The 15235-nt window shown below is 67.3% G+C and carries 15 protein-coding genes; 11 read left to right on the top strand and 4 right to left on the bottom strand.

Going from position 1 to position 15235, the window contains the following annotated elements; translation table 11 throughout:
* Nucleotides 1-28: 28 nt before the first annotated feature.
* The 4 genes from Q1W26_RS08540 to ubiA all read left to right on the top strand — a co-directional run bounded on the left by Q1W26_RS08540 (nt 29) and on the right by ubiA (nt 4048).
* The gene (locus Q1W26_RS08540) at nt 29-409 is read left to right on the top strand and encodes a RidA family protein (protein WP_300438464.1); all 381 of its coding nucleotides are present in this window, start codon (nt 29-31) and stop codon (nt 407-409) included.
* Between the two features lie 10 nt (nt 410-419).
* Nucleotides 420-2528: an ATP-dependent DNA helicase RecG gene (gene recG, locus Q1W26_RS08535; protein WP_300438462.1), complete on the top strand. Its 2109-nt coding sequence runs from the start codon at nt 420-422 to the stop codon at nt 2526-2528.
* Nucleotides 2529-2612: 84 nt separating this feature from the next.
* On the top strand, nt 2613-3167 hold the full coding sequence (locus Q1W26_RS08530; protein WP_300438460.1) for a chorismate lyase: 555 nt from the start codon (nt 2613-2615) through the stop codon (nt 3165-3167).
* A complete protein-coding gene (ubiA, locus tag Q1W26_RS08525) occupies nt 3164-4048 on the top strand; it encodes a 4-hydroxybenzoate octaprenyltransferase (RefSeq protein WP_300438457.1) in 885 nt (294 codons plus the stop codon). The genes Q1W26_RS08530 and ubiA overlap by 4 nt, the downstream gene beginning before the upstream one ends.
* A gap of 12 nt (nt 4049-4060) precedes the next feature.
* Here the strand turns inward: ubiA and waaA are convergent, their stop codons facing one another.
* Nucleotides 4061-5359 carry a lipid IV(A) 3-deoxy-D-manno-octulosonic acid transferase gene (gene waaA / locus Q1W26_RS08520; RefSeq protein ID WP_300438454.1) on the bottom strand — a complete coding sequence of 433 codons (1299 nt, stop codon included), beginning with the start codon at nt 5357-5359 and terminating at the stop codon, nt 4061-4063.
* 222 nt (nt 5360-5581) lie between these two features.
* On the opposite strand from waaA, the gene Q1W26_RS08515 reads away from it, so the two are divergent.
* From Q1W26_RS08515 to Q1W26_RS08485, 7 genes are read left to right on the top strand one after another with little or no spacing between them, the layout of a single operon-like run.
* A complete protein-coding gene (locus Q1W26_RS08515; protein ID WP_300438451.1) occupies nt 5582-6589 on the top strand; it encodes an NAD-dependent epimerase in 1008 nt (335 codons plus the stop codon).
* 37 nt (nt 6590-6626) lie between these two features.
* Entirely contained in the window at nt 6627-7415 is a 789-nt protein-coding gene (locus Q1W26_RS08510) for a glycosyltransferase family 2 protein (protein ID WP_300438449.1), read from the top strand.
* Complete coding sequence (locus Q1W26_RS08505; protein WP_300438447.1) at nt 7415-8272, top strand: DNA ligase; 858 nt, start codon at nt 7415-7417, stop codon at nt 8270-8272. The genes Q1W26_RS08510 and Q1W26_RS08505 overlap by 1 nt, the downstream gene beginning before the upstream one ends.
* A complete protein-coding gene (locus Q1W26_RS08500; RefSeq protein ID WP_300438444.1) occupies nt 8269-9234 on the top strand; it encodes an NAD-dependent epimerase/dehydratase family protein in 966 nt (321 codons plus the stop codon). Before Q1W26_RS08505 ends, Q1W26_RS08500 begins: the two co-directional genes overlap by 4 nt.
* A complete protein-coding gene (locus tag Q1W26_RS08495; protein WP_300438441.1) occupies nt 9224-10237 on the top strand; it encodes a glycosyltransferase family 4 protein in 1014 nt (337 codons plus the stop codon). The genes Q1W26_RS08500 and Q1W26_RS08495 overlap by 11 nt, the downstream gene beginning before the upstream one ends.
* Nucleotides 10234-12108, top strand: a complete 1875-nt coding sequence (locus tag Q1W26_RS08490) for a nucleoside-diphosphate sugar epimerase/dehydratase (RefSeq protein WP_300438438.1) — start codon at nt 10234-10236, stop codon at nt 12106-12108. The genes Q1W26_RS08495 and Q1W26_RS08490 overlap by 4 nt, the downstream gene beginning before the upstream one ends.
* 3 nt (nt 12109-12111) lie before the next feature.
* Entirely contained in the window at nt 12112-12945 is an 834-nt protein-coding gene (locus Q1W26_RS08485) for a symmetrical bis(5'-nucleosyl)-tetraphosphatase (RefSeq protein ID WP_300438436.1), read from the top strand.
* A 69-nt stretch (nt 12946-13014) separates the two neighbouring features.
* Here Q1W26_RS08485 and Q1W26_RS08480 read toward each other — a convergent pair whose 3' ends face one another.
* The 3 genes from Q1W26_RS08480 to Q1W26_RS08470 form a co-directional block, all read right to left on the bottom strand.
* The gene (locus Q1W26_RS08480; RefSeq protein ID WP_300438434.1) at nt 13015-13686 is read right to left on the bottom strand and encodes a lysophospholipid acyltransferase family protein; all 672 of its coding nucleotides are present in this window, start codon (nt 13684-13686) and stop codon (nt 13015-13017) included.
* Between the two features lie 80 nt (nt 13687-13766).
* A complete protein-coding gene (locus Q1W26_RS08475; RefSeq protein ID WP_300438432.1) occupies nt 13767-14525 on the bottom strand; it encodes a GNAT family N-acyltransferase in 759 nt (252 codons plus the stop codon).
* Nucleotides 14526-14768: 243 nt separating this feature from the next.
* Nucleotides 14769-15224, bottom strand: coding sequence for a glycine zipper 2TM domain-containing protein (locus Q1W26_RS08470; protein WP_300438429.1), 456 nt, complete (start codon nt 15222-15224; stop codon nt 14769-14771).
* Nucleotides 15225-15235 lie beyond the last annotated feature (11 nt).

The following is a 15235-nucleotide window of genomic DNA, read 5'->3' as shown; positions in this document are numbered from 1 at the left end:
GCGATTCCAACCACCGGAGCCTTCCCGCATGTCCAAACAGATCGTCGCCACCCCCAGCGCCCCCGCCGCCATCGGCACCTATTCCCAGGCCGTCAAGGCCGGCAACACGGTTTACCTGTCCGGCCAGATCGGCCTCGATCCGGTGACGATGCAGATGATCGAAGGCTTCGAAGCCCAGACCGTGCGCGTTTTCGAAAACCTCAAGGCGGTGGCCGAAGCCGCTGGCGGCTCGCTGGCCGACGCGGTCAAGCTGACCATCTACCTCACCGACCTGGCCAACTTTGCCAAGGTGAACGAAGTGATGGCCCGCTACTTTGCCGAGCCCTACCCAGCCCGCGCCGCCGTCGGCGTCAAGGAGCTGCCCCGTGGCGCCGTCGTCGAGGCCGACGCGATCCTCGTCATCGGCTGAGCCTGAGCCCGTGCTCGTCGAGCCCGTCGGCGAAAAGCCGGCCGATCCTGCGCCTGAAGCCGCGCCGCCCAAAAAGGCGGCGGTGCGCGGCTGGCCGGGCGTGGGGCCGCAGCTCGCCGAGCGGCTGGCGAAGATCGACGTTTTTTCGCCGGCCGACCTGATCCTGCACCTGCCGCTGCGCTACGAGGACGAAACCCGCCTCACCATGCTGGCCGACGCCCGGCCCGGCATTGCGGTGCAGTGCGAGGTCGAGGTGCTGTCCTGCGAAGTCACGCCGCCGCCGCGCCGCCAGCTGGTGGCCCGCGCCGCGGATGCCAGCGGCGAGGTGATGCTGCGCTTCGTGCACTTTTACCCCAGCCAGCAAAAGCAGATGGCCGCCGGCGCCCGCCTGCGCATTTTTGGCGAGCTGCGCGACGGTTTTTTCGGCGCCGAAATGATCCATCCGCGGATCAAGCCGGTGGCGGCCGGCGAGCCGCTGCCCGAAAGCCTCACGCCGATCTACCCGACCACCGCGGGCCTCGCCCAGTCGGCGCTGCGCAAGATCATCGCCGGCGCGCTGCGCCACAACGACATGCGCGACGAGCTGCCCGAGGCGCTGCGTCGCAACCTCAACCTGCCGGCGCTGCCCGACGCGCTGCGCATGCTGCACGCGCCACCGCCGTCGGTGTCCATCCTCGACATCGAGGATCGCGGCCATCCGGCCTGGCAGCGCATCAAACTGGATGAACTGCTGGCCCAGCAGATTTCGCTGCGCCGGGCCTACGCCGCCCGCCGGGCCAAGAACGCCGCCAGCCTGCCCCAGCGGGACACGCTGACCCGCGAATTGCTCAAGCAGCTGCCCTTTGCGCTGACTGGCGCCCAGCGCCGCGCTTTTTCCGAGATCGCCGCCGATCTCGCCTCGGATCATCCGATGCAGCGCCTCCTGCAGGGCGACGTGGGCAGCGGCAAAACCTGCGTCGCCGCGCTGGCCATGCTGCAGGCGGCCGAAAACGGGCGCCAGGCGGTGCTGATGGCGCCCACCGAAATCCTTGCCGAGCAGCACTACCGCAAGCTCACCGACTGGCTCACGCCGATCGGGCTGGAGGTGGCCTGGCTGTCCGGCAGCCGCAAGAAAAAAGAACGAGAGGCCACGCTGGCGCGCCTCGCCGCCGGTGAAATCCTGCTGGCCGTGGGCACCCACGCGCTGATCGAAGATCCGGTCACCCTGCCCGGCCTGGCGCTGGCGGTGGTCGATGAACAGCACCGCTTTGGCGTGCGCCAGCGCCTGGCCCTGCGCGAAAAGGGCAAGGCCGGCGAATCGCCGCACATGCTGATGATGTCCGCCACGCCGATTCCGCGCACGCTGGCGATGAGCTACTACGCCGACCTCGACGTCTCCGTGCTCGACGAACTGCCCCCCGGGCGCACCCCCATCGTGACCAAACTGGTGGCCGAGGCGCGTCGCGAGGAGGTGATTCGCCGCGTCCACGACGCCTGCGTGACGGGTCGCCAGGCCTACTGGGTGTGCCCGCTGATCGAGGAATCCGAGGCGTTGCAGCTCAAGACGGCCGAAGAAAGCTATGAAATGCTGTCTGCCGCGCTGCCTGATCTGGCCGTCGGGCTGGTGCATGGCCGCCTCAAGAACGACGTCAAATCGGCGACGATGGCGGCTTTTGTGGCGGGCGACATCAAGGTGCTGGTGGCGACCACGGTGATCGAGGTGGGCGTGGACGTGCCCAACGCCAGCCTGATGGTCATCGAGCACGCCGAACGCTTCGGCCTCGCCCAGCTTCACCAGTTGCGCGGGCGCGTGGGGCGCGGGGCCCATGAGTCGGCCTGCATCCTGATCTTTGCCCAGCCGCTGTCGCAAACCGGCCGCGAGCGCCTCAAGGCGATCTACGAGCACACCGACGGCTTCATCATCGCCCGCGAGGATCTGCGCATCCGCGGCCCCGGCGAATTCATCGGTGCCCGCCAGAGCGGCGTGCCGCTGCTGCGCTATGCCGACCTGGAAGAAGACGCCGGCCTCGTGGAAATCGCCCGCGGACTGGCCGAGGAAATCCTGCAGGACGCGCCGCGGGTGGCCGACGCGGTGACCGCGCGCTGGTTCGGCGGACGCGCCTCGCTGCTCAAGGCGTGAGGGTGCGGCGGTGGGTGTTCGCCCTTACAAAGTCGTGCCCTGACCCCCTACAATTGCGCCCGCTTCAACCCTTTTCCGCTTTCCATGACCCTCGCCCATTTTCCGGGCCGTGATCCCTTCCGTATGGCGGCCTGGCGTGCGCCGCGCGGCATGCGCGGCTGGCTGACCGACGATAGTTCGCTCACCGCACGTATCCGGGCCCGCTGCGGGCAGTTTTCGTTGCAGGTGGTTTTTCAGGGCAAGGGCGCCGTGCTGCCCGACGAGCTGGCGGCCCTCGGTGTGCATCGCCACGGCAGCGTGTGGCAGCGCGAAGTGCTGCTGATCGCCGACGGCGAGCCGGTGGTGTTCGCCCGCTCGCTGGTGGCGGAGACGACGGTTCCGGCCGCCTGGCACCTGTTGCGCGGCCTGGGCGGGCGGCCGCTGGCGGCGGTGCTGTTCGATGATCCGCGGGTGCGCCGTGCGCCGCTGGAGGCGGCCCGCCTGGATGCCCGCGATTCGCGCTGGCATCATGCCGCGCGCGCCACCGGCCATGACGATCTGCCCGCCCTGTGGGCGCGGCGTTCGGCCTTTCACCGGGGCGGCGTGCCGCTCCTGATCACCGAAATCTTTTTGCCTGCAATCCTGAACCTGGCCCCATGACTTCCTCGACCCCGTCCCTGACCCTGAGCCAGCGCCTGTCCGAATACGAAAAACTGATGCGCCTCGACAAGCCCATCGGCATCCTGCTGCTGCTGTGGCCGACCCTGTGGGCGCTGTGGGTGGCCAGCGACGGGCGGCCGGCGCCGTGGATCGTGGCGATCTTCGTGATCGGCACGGTGCTGATGCGCTCGGCCGGCTGCGTGATCAACGACTACGCGGACAAGGATTTCGACGGCCATGTGGAGCGCACCCGCAACCGCCCGCTGGCGGCCCGGCGGGTCAGCCCGAAAGAGGCGCTGTGGCTGGCGGCCGGGCTGTCGGTGCTGTCCTTCTTGCTGGTGCTGCCCCTCAACGGCCTGACCATCGCGATGAGCGTGCCGGCGGTTTTCCTGGCCGGGAGCTACCCCTTTACCAAGCGCTTTTTCGCGATTCCCCAGGCTTACCTGGGGATTGCCTTCGGCTTTGGCATTCCGATGGCCTTTGCCGCCTTCCAGAACGACATTCCGCTCGAGGCCTGGATGATGCTGCTCGCCAACGTGTTCTGGGCGGTGGCCTACGATACCGAGTACGCGATGGTCGATCGCCCCGACGACCTGAAGATCGGCATCAAGACCTCGGCGATCACCTTTGGCCGCTTTGACGTGGCGGCGGTGATGGCGTGCTACGCGGCAACCCTGCTGATTCTCGGCTGGGTCGGCCTCGCCACCGGCGGCGGCGCGATCTTTCTGGCCGGGCTGGTGGTGTCGGCCGGGATCATCGCCTATCACTACACGCTGATCCGCGAGCGCGACCGGCCCAAGTGCTTCAAGGCCTTCCTGCACAACAACTGGGTGGGCGCGGCGATTTTTGCAGGCTGGGTGCTGGACTACTGGATGCGTTAGCCGGGGCTGCGCTTACTCGCGTTGCCCAGGCTTGCGCGGCTGGGCTGTTTTGAGGAGCGGGGTCAGCAGGTCCATCGTGCGCCCGGTGGCGCCCCGGTGGGACTGGGCGAAGCGGCTGCCGGCCTCGCCCATGGCCTTGCGGCGGGCCGGGTTGTCGAGGATTTCGAGCGCGGCCTGAATGCCGTTCTCGATGTTGTCGGCGCGCAGGGCGGCATCGACTTCGATGGCCTGCTCGCACACCACCGAAAAATTGAAGGTGTGGGGGCCGAGGATCACCGGGCAGCCCACCGCGCTGGCCTCGATGGGGTTCTGCCCGCCGAGTTTCTCCCATGATCCGCCAATCACCGCCACGCCGGCCGCGGCGTAATAGGCGTACATCTCGCCCATCGAATCGCCCAGCCAGACCCGGGTTTCGGCCATTACCGGAACATCTTTCGAGCGCTTTTGCAGGCTGAGGCCGGCGCGCTTGACCAGTTTGGCCACCTCGTCGAAGCGCTGCGGGTGGCGGGGCACCAGCACCAGCAGCACATCCGGCGGGCACAGGCGGCCAAAGGCTTCGAGCAGCGGCCCTTCCTCGCCCTCGCGGGTGCTGGCGGCAAGGAGCACCCGACGCTCCGGGCCGAAGCGGTTGCGGAAGTCGGCACCCAGCGCCAGCATGGCCGGCGGCGGTGTGATGTCGAACTTGATGTTGCCGGTGACCATCACGTAGCGGGCGCCGAGGGCCGACATGCGCTGGCCGTCGGCTTCGGTTTGCGCGCCGATGGCCGACAAGTGGGCGAAGGCCTTGCGGGCCAGGGCTCCCAGGCGCCCGTAGCCACGGGCCGAGCGCGCTGACAGGCGGGCATTGACCATCGCCAGCGGGGTGCCGGTATTGCGGCAGCCCTCGATGAGGTTGGGCCACAGCTCGGTTTCCATCAGGATGCCGATGCGCGGGTGAAAGTGCCGCAGAAAGCGGGCCACGGCCCACGGCGTGTCGTAGGGCAGATAGACGCTTTGAACCCGTGGCGCGAGTTCGCCAAAAAGCTCGGCGGCGGTGGCCCGGCCGGTGGGCGTCATGTGGGTCAGGAGCAGGCTGTGATCCGGGTGGGCCTCGAGCAGGGCGTGGAGCAGGGGCGCGCAGGCGCGGGTTTCGCCCACCGATACCGCGTGCAGCCAGATCACCGGCCCGGCCATCTGCGTTGTGTAGCCGCCCACGCGTTCGCCCAGATGTTGCAGGTATTCCGGCTGGCGGCGCGCGCGCCATGCCAGGCGCAGGCCGATGAGGGGCGCGGCAACATACCAGACGGCGGTGTAAAGGTTTCGGAGAATCAAGGGGATGGATGACCCGGAGGGTGTCTTGTTCGGTGGTTCGGGCAGGCCTGGCCGGTGCTTGGGCGACGGAAGTATAGCGGGCGTTGCAGATGCCACGGACAAGTTGTGTCCTGCATTTACCCGCGTCACGTGAGCGTGCGAAAATGCCGGGCTGACGACTGGCGCCGTCGCAATTTTGCCCGGTTGCTGCCCACCCCAATAACACCCATCGTCCCCACGACCATGAAAATTCTCGTCACCGGCGCAGCCGGCTTCATCGGCATGCATGCCAGCCAGATCCTGCTGGCGCGAGGCGACGAGGTTGTCGGTCTCGACAATCTCAACGACTACTACGACGTCCAGCTCAAGCTCGACCGCCTGGCCCGCCTCACGCCCCACGCGAACTTCCGTTTCGTGAAACTCGACGTGGCCGACCGGGACGGCATGGAAAAGCTCTTCGCCGAAGAGAAGTTCGATCGCGTCATCCACCTGGCCGCCCAGGCCGGCGTGCGCTACTCGCTGGTCAATCCCCACGCCTACGTGGAGAGCAACCTCGCCGGCTTCATGAACATCCTCGAAGGCTGTCGTCACAACAAGGTGCAGCACCTGGTGTATGCCAGCAGCTCCAGCGTGTATGGCGGCAACACCAAAATGCCTTTCTCGGAGAGCGACAGCGTCGATCATCCGGTCAGCATTTACGCCGCCACCAAAAAGGCCAACGAGTTGATGGCTCACACCTACAGCCATCTCTACGGCCTGCCGACCACCGGCCTGCGCTTCTTCACCGTGTATGGCCCGTGGGGGCGTCCGGACATGGCGCTGTTCCTGTTCACCAAGGCCATCCTCGAAGGGCGGCCCATCGACGTGTTCAACCACGGCAAGATGAAGCGCGACTTCACCTTTGTGGATGACATCGTGGAGGGCGTCATCCGCACCCTCGATCGCGTTGCCGAGGCGGACCCGGCCTACGACGCCAACAATCCCGATCCCGCCACCAGCAACGTGCCCTTCCGCGTGTTCAACATCGGCAACAACAATCCGGTCGAGCTGATGGCCTTCGTCGAGGCCATCGAGGATGCTGTCGGCAAGAAGGCCGAGAAGAACTTCATGCCGCTGCAGGACGGCGACGTGCCGGCGACTTACGCCAACACCGACGCCCTCAACGCCTGGACCGGCTTCAAGCCGGAAACCCCGGTCCCGGTGGGTATCGGCCGCTTCGTCGAGTGGTATCGCAACTACTACAAGGTTTGATGCGGGGCCTGCCCGTGGCCGACAAGGCAAGGGGTTCATGGAGCGCCTGACCGTCAGCCTCGTGCTGTACCGGCCCGACTCCGGCCTCTTGCGGGCCACGCTCGCCTCGCTGGTGGTGGCGAGCCGCGAGGCGGGTGTCGTCCCCGACCTTTTTCTCATCGACAACGGCGGCAGCGAGGAGGCCCTGGCTTTTCTCGCGCTGCCGGACGACTGGCGCGTGCACGTGTTTTCGGGGCAGGGCAACGTGGGTTTCGGCTGCGGCCACAACCTCAGCCTTGCCGGTGCCGGCGACTATCACCTGATTCTCAATCCCGATCTCGAACTGGCGCCCGACGCCCTGTGCGAGGCACGGGCCTTCATGCGTGCCCATCCCGAATGCGGCCTGCTGGCGCCCGCGGCCCACTGGGACGACGGCCGCGTGCAATATCTCTGCAAGCGCGTGCCGGCGGTGTTCGATCTCTTCCTGCGGGGCTTTGCGCCCGGCTGGTTGCGCCAGCGTTTCGCGGCCCGCCTGGCCCGCTACGAAATGCGCGACGTGATCGGCGATCAGGTGGTCTGGGATCCGCCCCTGGTCAGCGGCGCCTGCATGCTGTTCCGCACCGCGGTGCTGCGCGAGGCGGGCGGTTTCGATCCGCGTTTCTTCCTGTATTTCGAAGACTACGACCTCAGCCTGCGCGTGGCCCGGAAAACCCGTATCGCATATGTTCCGGCGGTGAAAGTCGTGCATCATGGCGGCCACGCGGCGCGCAAGGGATTGCGCCACATCGGCCTGTTCGTGCGGGGTGCCGCGACTTTCTTTCGACTGCACGGCTGGAAATGGTTCTGATGACGCCTTCACGCCTTGCCCGTCGCGTCTGGTTGCGCTGCGGGGTGATGCTTCTTGCTTTTACGGCGCCGGGGCTGTCCCTGGCTGCGCCGCCGCTGTTGCTCGCCGAAGTGCTGCGCGGCGACGTGGACGTGACGCGTTACTGGGTCAGCGAAAAACTCGATGGCGCCCGTGCCCTGTGGGATGGGCGCAGTCTGCGCTTTCGGAGCGGGCGCCCGGTGAATGCGCCCGAATGGTTTATCGCCGGCCTGCCCGCCGAGCCGCTGGATGGCGAGTTGTGGATCGCCCGCGGCCAGTTCGAGGCGCTTTCCGGCATCGTGCGCCGCAAGGCGCCGCGGGATGAAGACTGGCGCCGCGTTAAGTTCATGGTTTTCGAGCAGCCGGACGGCGCCGGCAGCTTCAGCGAACGCATCGACAGCCTGCGCGCCATCGTCGCGCGGGCCGGCGTGCCCTGGCTGCAGGTCGTTGAACAGTTTCGCGTGGCCGACCGGGCGGCGCTTCAGGCCAGGCTCGACGAAGTGGTGAAGGGCGGCGGCGAGGGCCTGATGCTGCACCGGGCCGACGCGCCCTACGTCACCGGCCGCAGCGACGCCCTGCTCAAATTGAAGCCGCTCTTCGACACCGAGGCCACGGTCATCGCCCATCTGCCGGGCCGTGGGCGGCTCGAGGGCATGATGGGCTCGCTGCTGGTGGAAACTGCCGGCGGCGTGCGTTTCCAGATCGGCACCGGCTTCAGCGACGTCGAACGCCGTGCGCCGCCTCCGGTGGGTAGCCAGATCACTTTTGTTTACCGGGATCTGACCCAGGACGGTGTGCCGCGCTTTGCAAGTTACCTGCGCCGGCGGGAGGCCTTTTGAGCCAGGGGCTGACGCTCGTCACCGGCGGACGAGGTTTCATCGGCCGCCGGCTGGTGGCGGCCCTGCAGGCCGACGGCGTGCCGCTCCGGGTGCTGACACGCAGCGCCGCGCGTGCGTCCCATGAACTGCAGGGTGATCTGAGCGACCCGGCCAGCCTTGCGGCGGCTTGTGCCGGCATCGACACGGTTTTTCACTGCGCCGGCCACGCCCATGCCTTTGGTGCGCTGAGCGAGGCCGACGCGCTGCGCCACCGCCAGGTCAATTTCGAGGCCACCCGCGCGCTGGCCGAGGCGGCGGGCGAGGCCGGAGTGGCGCGTTTCGTCTCCCTTTCCAGCGTCAAGGCCATGGGCGAGCCGCTGGATGCCTGCATCGACGAAGACTGGCCGGTGCCGCCCGAGTCGGCCTACGGCAAGGCCAAGCGCGCTGCGGAAGACGCGCTCCTGGCCGCGGCCGAGCGCTACGGCATGCACGTCGTGAGCCTGCGCCTGGCCATGGTGTATGGCGCGGGGGGGCGCGGCAATCTCGAACGCATGGCGTCGCTGGTGCGGCGTGGGGTTTTTCCGCCGCTGCCCGAAACCGGCAACCGGCGCTCGATGGTTCATGTGGCCGATGTGGTGGCCGCCATGCGTCTGGTTGCCGGCGACGCCCGTGCGGCGGGGCGCAGCTACATCGTCGCCCATCCGCAAACCCATTCCGGGCGCGGCCTCTACGACGCGTTGCGGGCGGCCTGCGGGCTGGCGCCGGTGCGCTGGTCGGTGCCGCGCGGGGTGCTGGCCGCGCTGGCCCGCCTTGGCGACGGCATCGAGGCGCTGGCCGGGCGGCGGGTGCCCCTCGACAGCGAGGCGCTGGATCGCCTGCTCGGCTCGGCCTGCTATTCGCCGGCACGCATCCATCGAGAGCTGGGCTGGCGCGCACAAACGGGCCTGGCTGAAGGGCTGCAGGAGATGCTCGGTGGTGTTTGAAGGCCTGGCCCTGCTGGTGCCGGTCGTGGCTTTTGCCGTCGCCTGGAGCCTTACCCGCGGCTGCTGCCGGCCGGGTTCGCTGCTGTATTTTCTCGACCAGCCCAACGAACGTTCGATGCACACCACGCCGGTGCCGCGCACCGGTGGCGTCGGCGTGATGGCGGGTGTGGCGGCTGCCGGCCTGCTGGTGTGGCTTGGCGCCGGGCTCGACCGTGCGCTGCTGGCTGCCCTTGGCGGCGCGCTGGGGCTGGCCGCACTGGGCTTGATGGACGACCGGCGCAGCCTGTCGGCGCGGGCCCGGTTTCTGGCCCAGGCACTTGCTGCCGGCGTCTTCCTGGTGCTTGTGGCGCCCCCCGGCGGCTGGGCGCTTGCCGGGCTGTTACTGCTCGGGCTGGTCTGGATGGCCAATCTTTACAATTTCATGGACGGCGCCGACGGACTCGCGGGCGGCATGGCGCTGTTTGGCTTTGCGGCGCTGGGCGTGGCGGCGGCGCTGGCCGGACAGCTTTCGCTGGCCCTGGTCTGCGCCGGCATCGCAGCGGCGGCGGCGGGCTTCCTGTGTTTCAATTTTCATCCGGCGCGAATCTTCATGGGCGACGTGGGCTCGGTGCCCCTCGGCTTTCTGGCCGGCACGCTGGGCCTTGCCGGCCGCGACGCGGGGGCGTGGCCGCTGTGGTTTCCGCTGCTGGTGTTTTCGCCTTTCATCGTGGATGCGAGCCTTACCCTGCTGCGCCGGGCGCTGCGCGGCGAGAAGGTCTGGCAGGCCCACCGCAGCCATTATTATCAGCGCCTGGTACGCATGGGCGCTGGCCACCGGAGGACGGCGCTGCTGGCCTATGTGTTGATGGCGGGCTCGGCAGTCGGTGGCCTTGTTGCCTTGCCGCTGAAGTTTTCGCTGCAATGCGGCATCATTACACTATGCTTGTTCATTTACCTGATCCTGGGCTGGCAGATTGACCGCGCGTGGCGCCGTCATGACCCGGCCGGGAAGCCAAAGTCTTGATTAGAAAAACGTATCACCCCCTTCTGGTTTACTTTTCGGATGTCGTCGGGGTTGCCCTGGCGTGGTGGGTGGCGTATCTCATCCGCTTCAATCTCGCCATTCCGCCAGAGTTTTTGCCGGGGTTTTTCCTCGGCCTCGGGATCGTCGTCGTGCTGCAGGGCCTGTTGTTGCAGGCATTCGGCCTCTACCGGAGCCTGTGGGTTTTTGCGAGCCTGCCCGATCTGGTGTGCATCGGCCGTGCGGTGGCGGTGGCAACCGTACTCACGCCGCTGGTCGTGGTGGTGGCGGTGCGCTTCGCGCCCGAAGTGCCGCGACTGGTGTTCCTGCTGCAGCCGCTGGCGCTGGCCGTATACATGGGCGGCACGCGGGCGCTGTATCGCACCTGGAAAGAATCGCGGCTGTATGGCGGGCTGCGGGCGCTGGGTCAGCCGGTGGTCGTGCTGGGGGCCGGCGATGCGGCGGCGGGCTTGCTGCGGGATTTGTCCCGTTCGGCCGAATGGCGGGTCGTCGGCCTGCTCGACGACGAGCCGACCATCCAGGGGCGTGAGGTTTACGGTTGCAAGGTGTTGGGCCGCATCGCCGATCTCGAACGGGTTGCCGAGGAGTTCAAGGTTGGCCACGCCATCATCGCGATGCCCAATGCACGCCACGAGGTGCGCCGCAAGGTGGCCAGCGTTTGCGTGCGGGCGGGGGTCAAGGCGCTGATCGTGCCGGCGATTGAAGACCTGATGACCGGCCGGATCAGCGTCAGCGAGGTTCGCCGTGTGGATGTCGAGGATCTGCTCGGGCGCGATCCGGTGCGCATCAATACCGTCGAAGTGCGTGAATACCTGCGCGGCAAGGCGGTGATGGTGACCGGTGCCGGCGGCTCCATCGGTGCCGAGCTGTGCCGGCAGATTGCCCGCTTCGAGCCCTCTGTGCTGATCTGCTTTGATATCAGCGAATATGCGCTGTACCGCCTCGGTGAAGAATTCGCCGCTCATTTTCCGACCATTCAGCTGGTTGCCCTGGCCGGTGACGTGAAGGACGCCATTCGCGTGGACGAGGTGATCACCCGTTTCCACCCCCACGTGATCTTCCATGCCGCGGCCTACAAGCATGTGCCGCTGATGGAGGACGACAACGCCTGGCAGGCGGTGCGCAACAACGTGCTCGGCACCTGGCAAGTGGGGCGCAGCGCCGTGGCCTGCGGCGTGGCGCGCTTCGTGCTGGTGTCGACCGACAAGGCGGTGAATCCGACCAACGTGATGGGGGCCACCAAGCGGCTTGCCGAGCAGGTGTGCCAGGCGTTGTCGAGCGAGGGCAAGACCCAGTTCGAGATCGTCCGCTTTGGCAACGTGCTGGGCAGCGCGGGCAGCGTGATTCCCAAGTTCCAGGAGCAGATCGCCGGCGGCGGCCCGGTCACGGTGACCCATCCGGACATCACGCGCTATTTCATGTCGATCCCCGAGGCCGCGCAGCTGGTGCTGCAGGCGGGGTCGATGGGGCAGGGCGGCGAGATTTTCGTGCTCGACATGGGCGAGCCGGTGAAGATCGCCGAACTCGCGCGGGACATGATCCGCCTGTCGGGGCATACCGAGGAGGAGATCCGGGTGGTGTTCACCGGTCTGCGGCCCGGCGAGAAACTTTTCGAGGAGGTGCTGGCCGACGCCGAGGAAACCCGCGCCACCCATCACCCCAAGCTGCGCATCGCCCGCGCCCAGCCTGTCGAGGACGGTCGGCTGGCTGCGCTGTTGCAGTGGTTGCGCCAGCGCCGGGCGGTGGGCGCGCCCGAGGTTCGGCGCGAACTGCGGCGCTGGGTTCCCGAATATTCCCCGGCGGTGAGCACCCCGCCTCTGCAGGTTGTCGAGCCTGCCGCACATCGAGCCTGACCCATGGCAACTTACGCAATCGGTGACATCCAGGGCTGCTTCTGCTCGCTCAAAGCCCTGCTCGAGCGGGTGTCCTTCGACCCTTCAAAAGACCGCCTGTGGCTGGTTGGCGACCTGGTCAACCGCGGCCCGGATTCCCTCGAAACCCTTCGTTTCGTGCGCGATCTGGGCCCGGCAGCCATCACCGTGCTCGGCAACCATGATCTCTACCTGCTGATGGTGGCCTATGGCTCCATTCGCAGCCGCGGTAAGGACGACACCATCCAGGCCATCCTCGATGCGCCGGACCGCGAGGCCCTGCTCGCGTGGTTGCGCACCCGCCCGCTGATGCACGTGGAAAACGGCTTCGCGATGGTCCACGCCGGCTTGCTGCCAGGCTGGACGGTGACCCAGGCGCGGGCCCTGGCCCGTGAGGTGGAAGGCGCACTTGCCGGCCCCTATCACGCCGAACTGCTGCACAACATGTGGGGCAGCGAGCCGTCGGCCTGGAGCGACAAGCTGCGCGACTATGAGCGCATGCGGGTGATCATCAACGCGATGACGCGCATGCGCTTCTGCACGCCCGAGGGCGTCATGGATTTCAAGGTGAAGGGCGAGGTGACCAAGGCGCCCAAGGGCTACTTGCCCTGGTTCGAGGCGCCGGGCCGCAAGAGTGCGGACACCACCGTGGTGTTTGGCCACTGGTCGGCCCTTGGCCTGCTTGTCGAGCCCAAGCTGCTGGCGCTGGATTCGGGTTGCCTGTGGGGCCGCGAGCTTACTGCGGTGCGCCTGGAAGACCGGGTGGTGTTTCAGGTCCAGTGCCCGGGCCTGAGTCACGGCAAGGTGAAGCCGTCCTGAATTGAAGGGCGGGGGCGGGCGGGTCTGCCCTCCGTGTTGCTGCCGGTGCCCTCGCAGCCGGCTGCGCTTTCAAGTCTGGGCGATCCGTTCGGCGATCACCTCTCTCGCCGTGTGGGCGAGGGCCTTGCGATCCGGCTTGTCGCAGGTTGCCAGGGCCGGGGTGATGTGCACGCGGGCCACGATTTCCCGTTCGGCAATGATGGCCTTGATGCTTTGCCCGAGGCTGACATCGCCGTCGTAGGCCGGCGCGCGGGTAAAGCGGCCGTCCGGCAGGCGATACGCAATGGCGAGGGGCTGGATCGGTGCCCCTGCATCGATGGCGGGTTGCAGCAGGGCGCCGTGGAAGGGGTGAATATGGCTGCCGTCGGTGGTCGTGCCTTCAGGAAACAGCGCCACGTGCCTGCCGCGTTCGAGCAGAGCCGCAATTTCGCCATTCACGACCTTGGCGTGGCCGCGACTGCCACGACGCAGGAAGACGGTTTCGTTTTTCGAGGCCAGCCAGCCCATCACCGGCCACTGGCGTACTTCGGCTTTCGAGATGAAGGCTGCCGGATAGGCGGCGTTGATGACGAAAATGTCCAGCCACGAGATGTGGTTGGCCACCAGCAGGCTGCCGGGGCTGACATAGGGTTCGTTTGTCTCCAGCCGGATGCCCAGGATTTTCAGCAGCCGGGCCGACCAGCGCTGCTTGAGGTGGAGCTGGCGGGCCGGCGTGATGAATGGAAAGCCGGCGGCCGTCATGACCAGCCCTCCGATCACGTGAGCGGCAAGGCGGGCGTAGCGGGCCGCGCGTACGAGGCCGGAAGCGGGGGTGTCGGGTTTCAGTCCTTGCGTCCCAGGAAGTGCTTGGCGTAGCGGGCGTCGAGCCGGGAAACCGGCAGCAGGACGGGCAGGTCGGCGGTGTTGAAATCAGGATCCCACGCCGGTTCGCCGCAAATCCACGCGCCGGCCCGCAGGTAGCCCTTGACGAGGGGCGGGGTGTCGGCTTCGAGATCCTGGCGCAGGGCCTGCATGGGCAGCGGAGTGCGGGGAAACACGCGGTATTCGAGGGGGCAGAGGTGCTCTTCCTTGAGCCGATTATACAGGCTGGCCGCGGTGTGACCGCCGTCGGCCATGCTGACCGACGCGCAGCCGATCAGGTAATCGTAGCCGTTTTCGAGCATGTAGCGTGCAAGTCCGGACCACAGCAGGGTGATGACCGCGCCGGAGCGGTAATCGGCGTCGATGCAGGCGCGGCCGATCTCGACCATGCGGCCGCGCAGGTGGCGCAGCCGGGTCAGGTCGAATTCGTTCTCGGAGTAATAGCTGCCCACTTCGCGCGCGGCGCTGGGGGACAGGATGCGGTAGGTGCCGACGATGCGGCCGGCGTCTTCATCGCGGACGATCAGGTGCTCGCAGAAAGGGTCGTAGATGTCGCGATCGACGCCCGGTGTGCGGGTCGAGAGGCGGGCGCCCATTTCGTCGGCGAAAACCCGGTAGCGCAGCTTCTGGGCTTCCAGCACTTCGGTGGGGCTGCTGGCGAGCCCGACGTGCAGGTTGCGTCCGGGGCGGTGGGCGACGTGTTGTTCCTTCTGCAGCATGGTGGAATCCTCTTGGGGTTTCCATGCATTGTCTGAATGCTGCGTTGCGGTGCCGTTAAAGCGTGGTTACGAAGTGGTGACGAAAGCGCTGCCCGTAAACGCGAAAAGGGGCCGACTTGGTCCCTTTTCGTGTTTACGCACGTGTTGCCTCAAGCCTCACCCTGTGGATTTCACAGATGGGCGAAGGGCTACCCCTGCGGCCAGAGCGCCAGCAATGGCCTGCCCGCGCCTCGGCCGGAAGCGTTAGCGGGTGACGCGGGTGGTGCGGCCGTCCTGCAACAGGCGAACGCGTTCGCCCGGCGCGAACTTCTCGCCGCCGTCTTCCTGCATCACGGCAAGTATTTCGCCGTTGTCCATCTTGAGGGTGATCTCGATGCCCTGCTTGCGGGTGACGCCTTCTTCGGCTGCCGCACCGGCGAGGCCGCCAACCACCGCGCCGACCACCGCGGCGATCGCCGAGCCCTTGCCCTGGCCGACGGTGCTGCCGGCAATGCCGCCAATTGCGGCGCCGCCGATGGTGCCGACCGGCGACTTGGTGCCTTCGAGTTTCACCGGGCGCACGCTTTCGACGATGCCCATGCGCACGTTGATCACGCGCCGGGCTTCTGCACGTTCATAGTCGCCGCCGCCGAGGCCGCTCGCGCAGCCGGCAACGGTCACGGAGGCCAGCAGGGCGATGACCAGATTTGCGATTCGCATGTTTCTTCCTT

The organism is Zoogloea sp. (genome assembly GCF_030157465.1).
GTDB lineage: Bacteria > Pseudomonadota > Gammaproteobacteria > Burkholderiales > Rhodocyclaceae > Zoogloea.
This window is presented reverse-complemented; position numbering and strand designations above follow the sequence as displayed.

Bases quoted from the DNA above. Each gene is read 5' to 3' on its own strand.
- Q1W26_RS08530 (WP_300438460.1), top strand. From the start codon at position 2,613: ATGACCCTCGCCCATTTTCCGGGCCGTGATCCCTTCCGTATGGCGGCC.
- Q1W26_RS08510 (WP_300438449.1), top strand. From the start codon at position 6,627: ATGGAGCGCCTGACCGTCAGCCTCGTGCTGTACCGGCCCGACTCCGGC.
- Q1W26_RS08540 (WP_300438464.1), top strand. From the start codon at position 29: ATGTCCAAACAGATCGTCGCCACCCCCAGCGCCCCCGCCGCCATCGGC.
- Q1W26_RS08475 (WP_300438432.1), bottom strand. From the start codon at position 14,525: ATGCTGCAGAAGGAACAACACGTCGCCCACCGCCCCGGACGCAACCTG.
- Q1W26_RS08505 (WP_300438447.1), top strand. From the start codon at position 7,415: ATGACGCCTTCACGCCTTGCCCGTCGCGTCTGGTTGCGCTGCGGGGTG.
- Q1W26_RS08470 (WP_300438429.1), bottom strand. From the start codon at position 15,224: ATGCGAATCGCAAATCTGGTCATCGCCCTGCTGGCCTCCGTGACCGTT.
- ubiA (WP_300438457.1), top strand. From the start codon at position 3,164: ATGACTTCCTCGACCCCGTCCCTGACCCTGAGCCAGCGCCTGTCCGAA.
- Q1W26_RS08485 (WP_300438436.1), top strand. From the start codon at position 12,112: ATGGCAACTTACGCAATCGGTGACATCCAGGGCTGCTTCTGCTCGCTC.
- Q1W26_RS08515 (WP_300438451.1), top strand. From the start codon at position 5,582: ATGAAAATTCTCGTCACCGGCGCAGCCGGCTTCATCGGCATGCATGCC.
- Q1W26_RS08480 (WP_300438434.1), bottom strand. From the start codon at position 13,686: ATGACGGCCGCCGGCTTTCCATTCATCACGCCGGCCCGCCAGCTCCAC.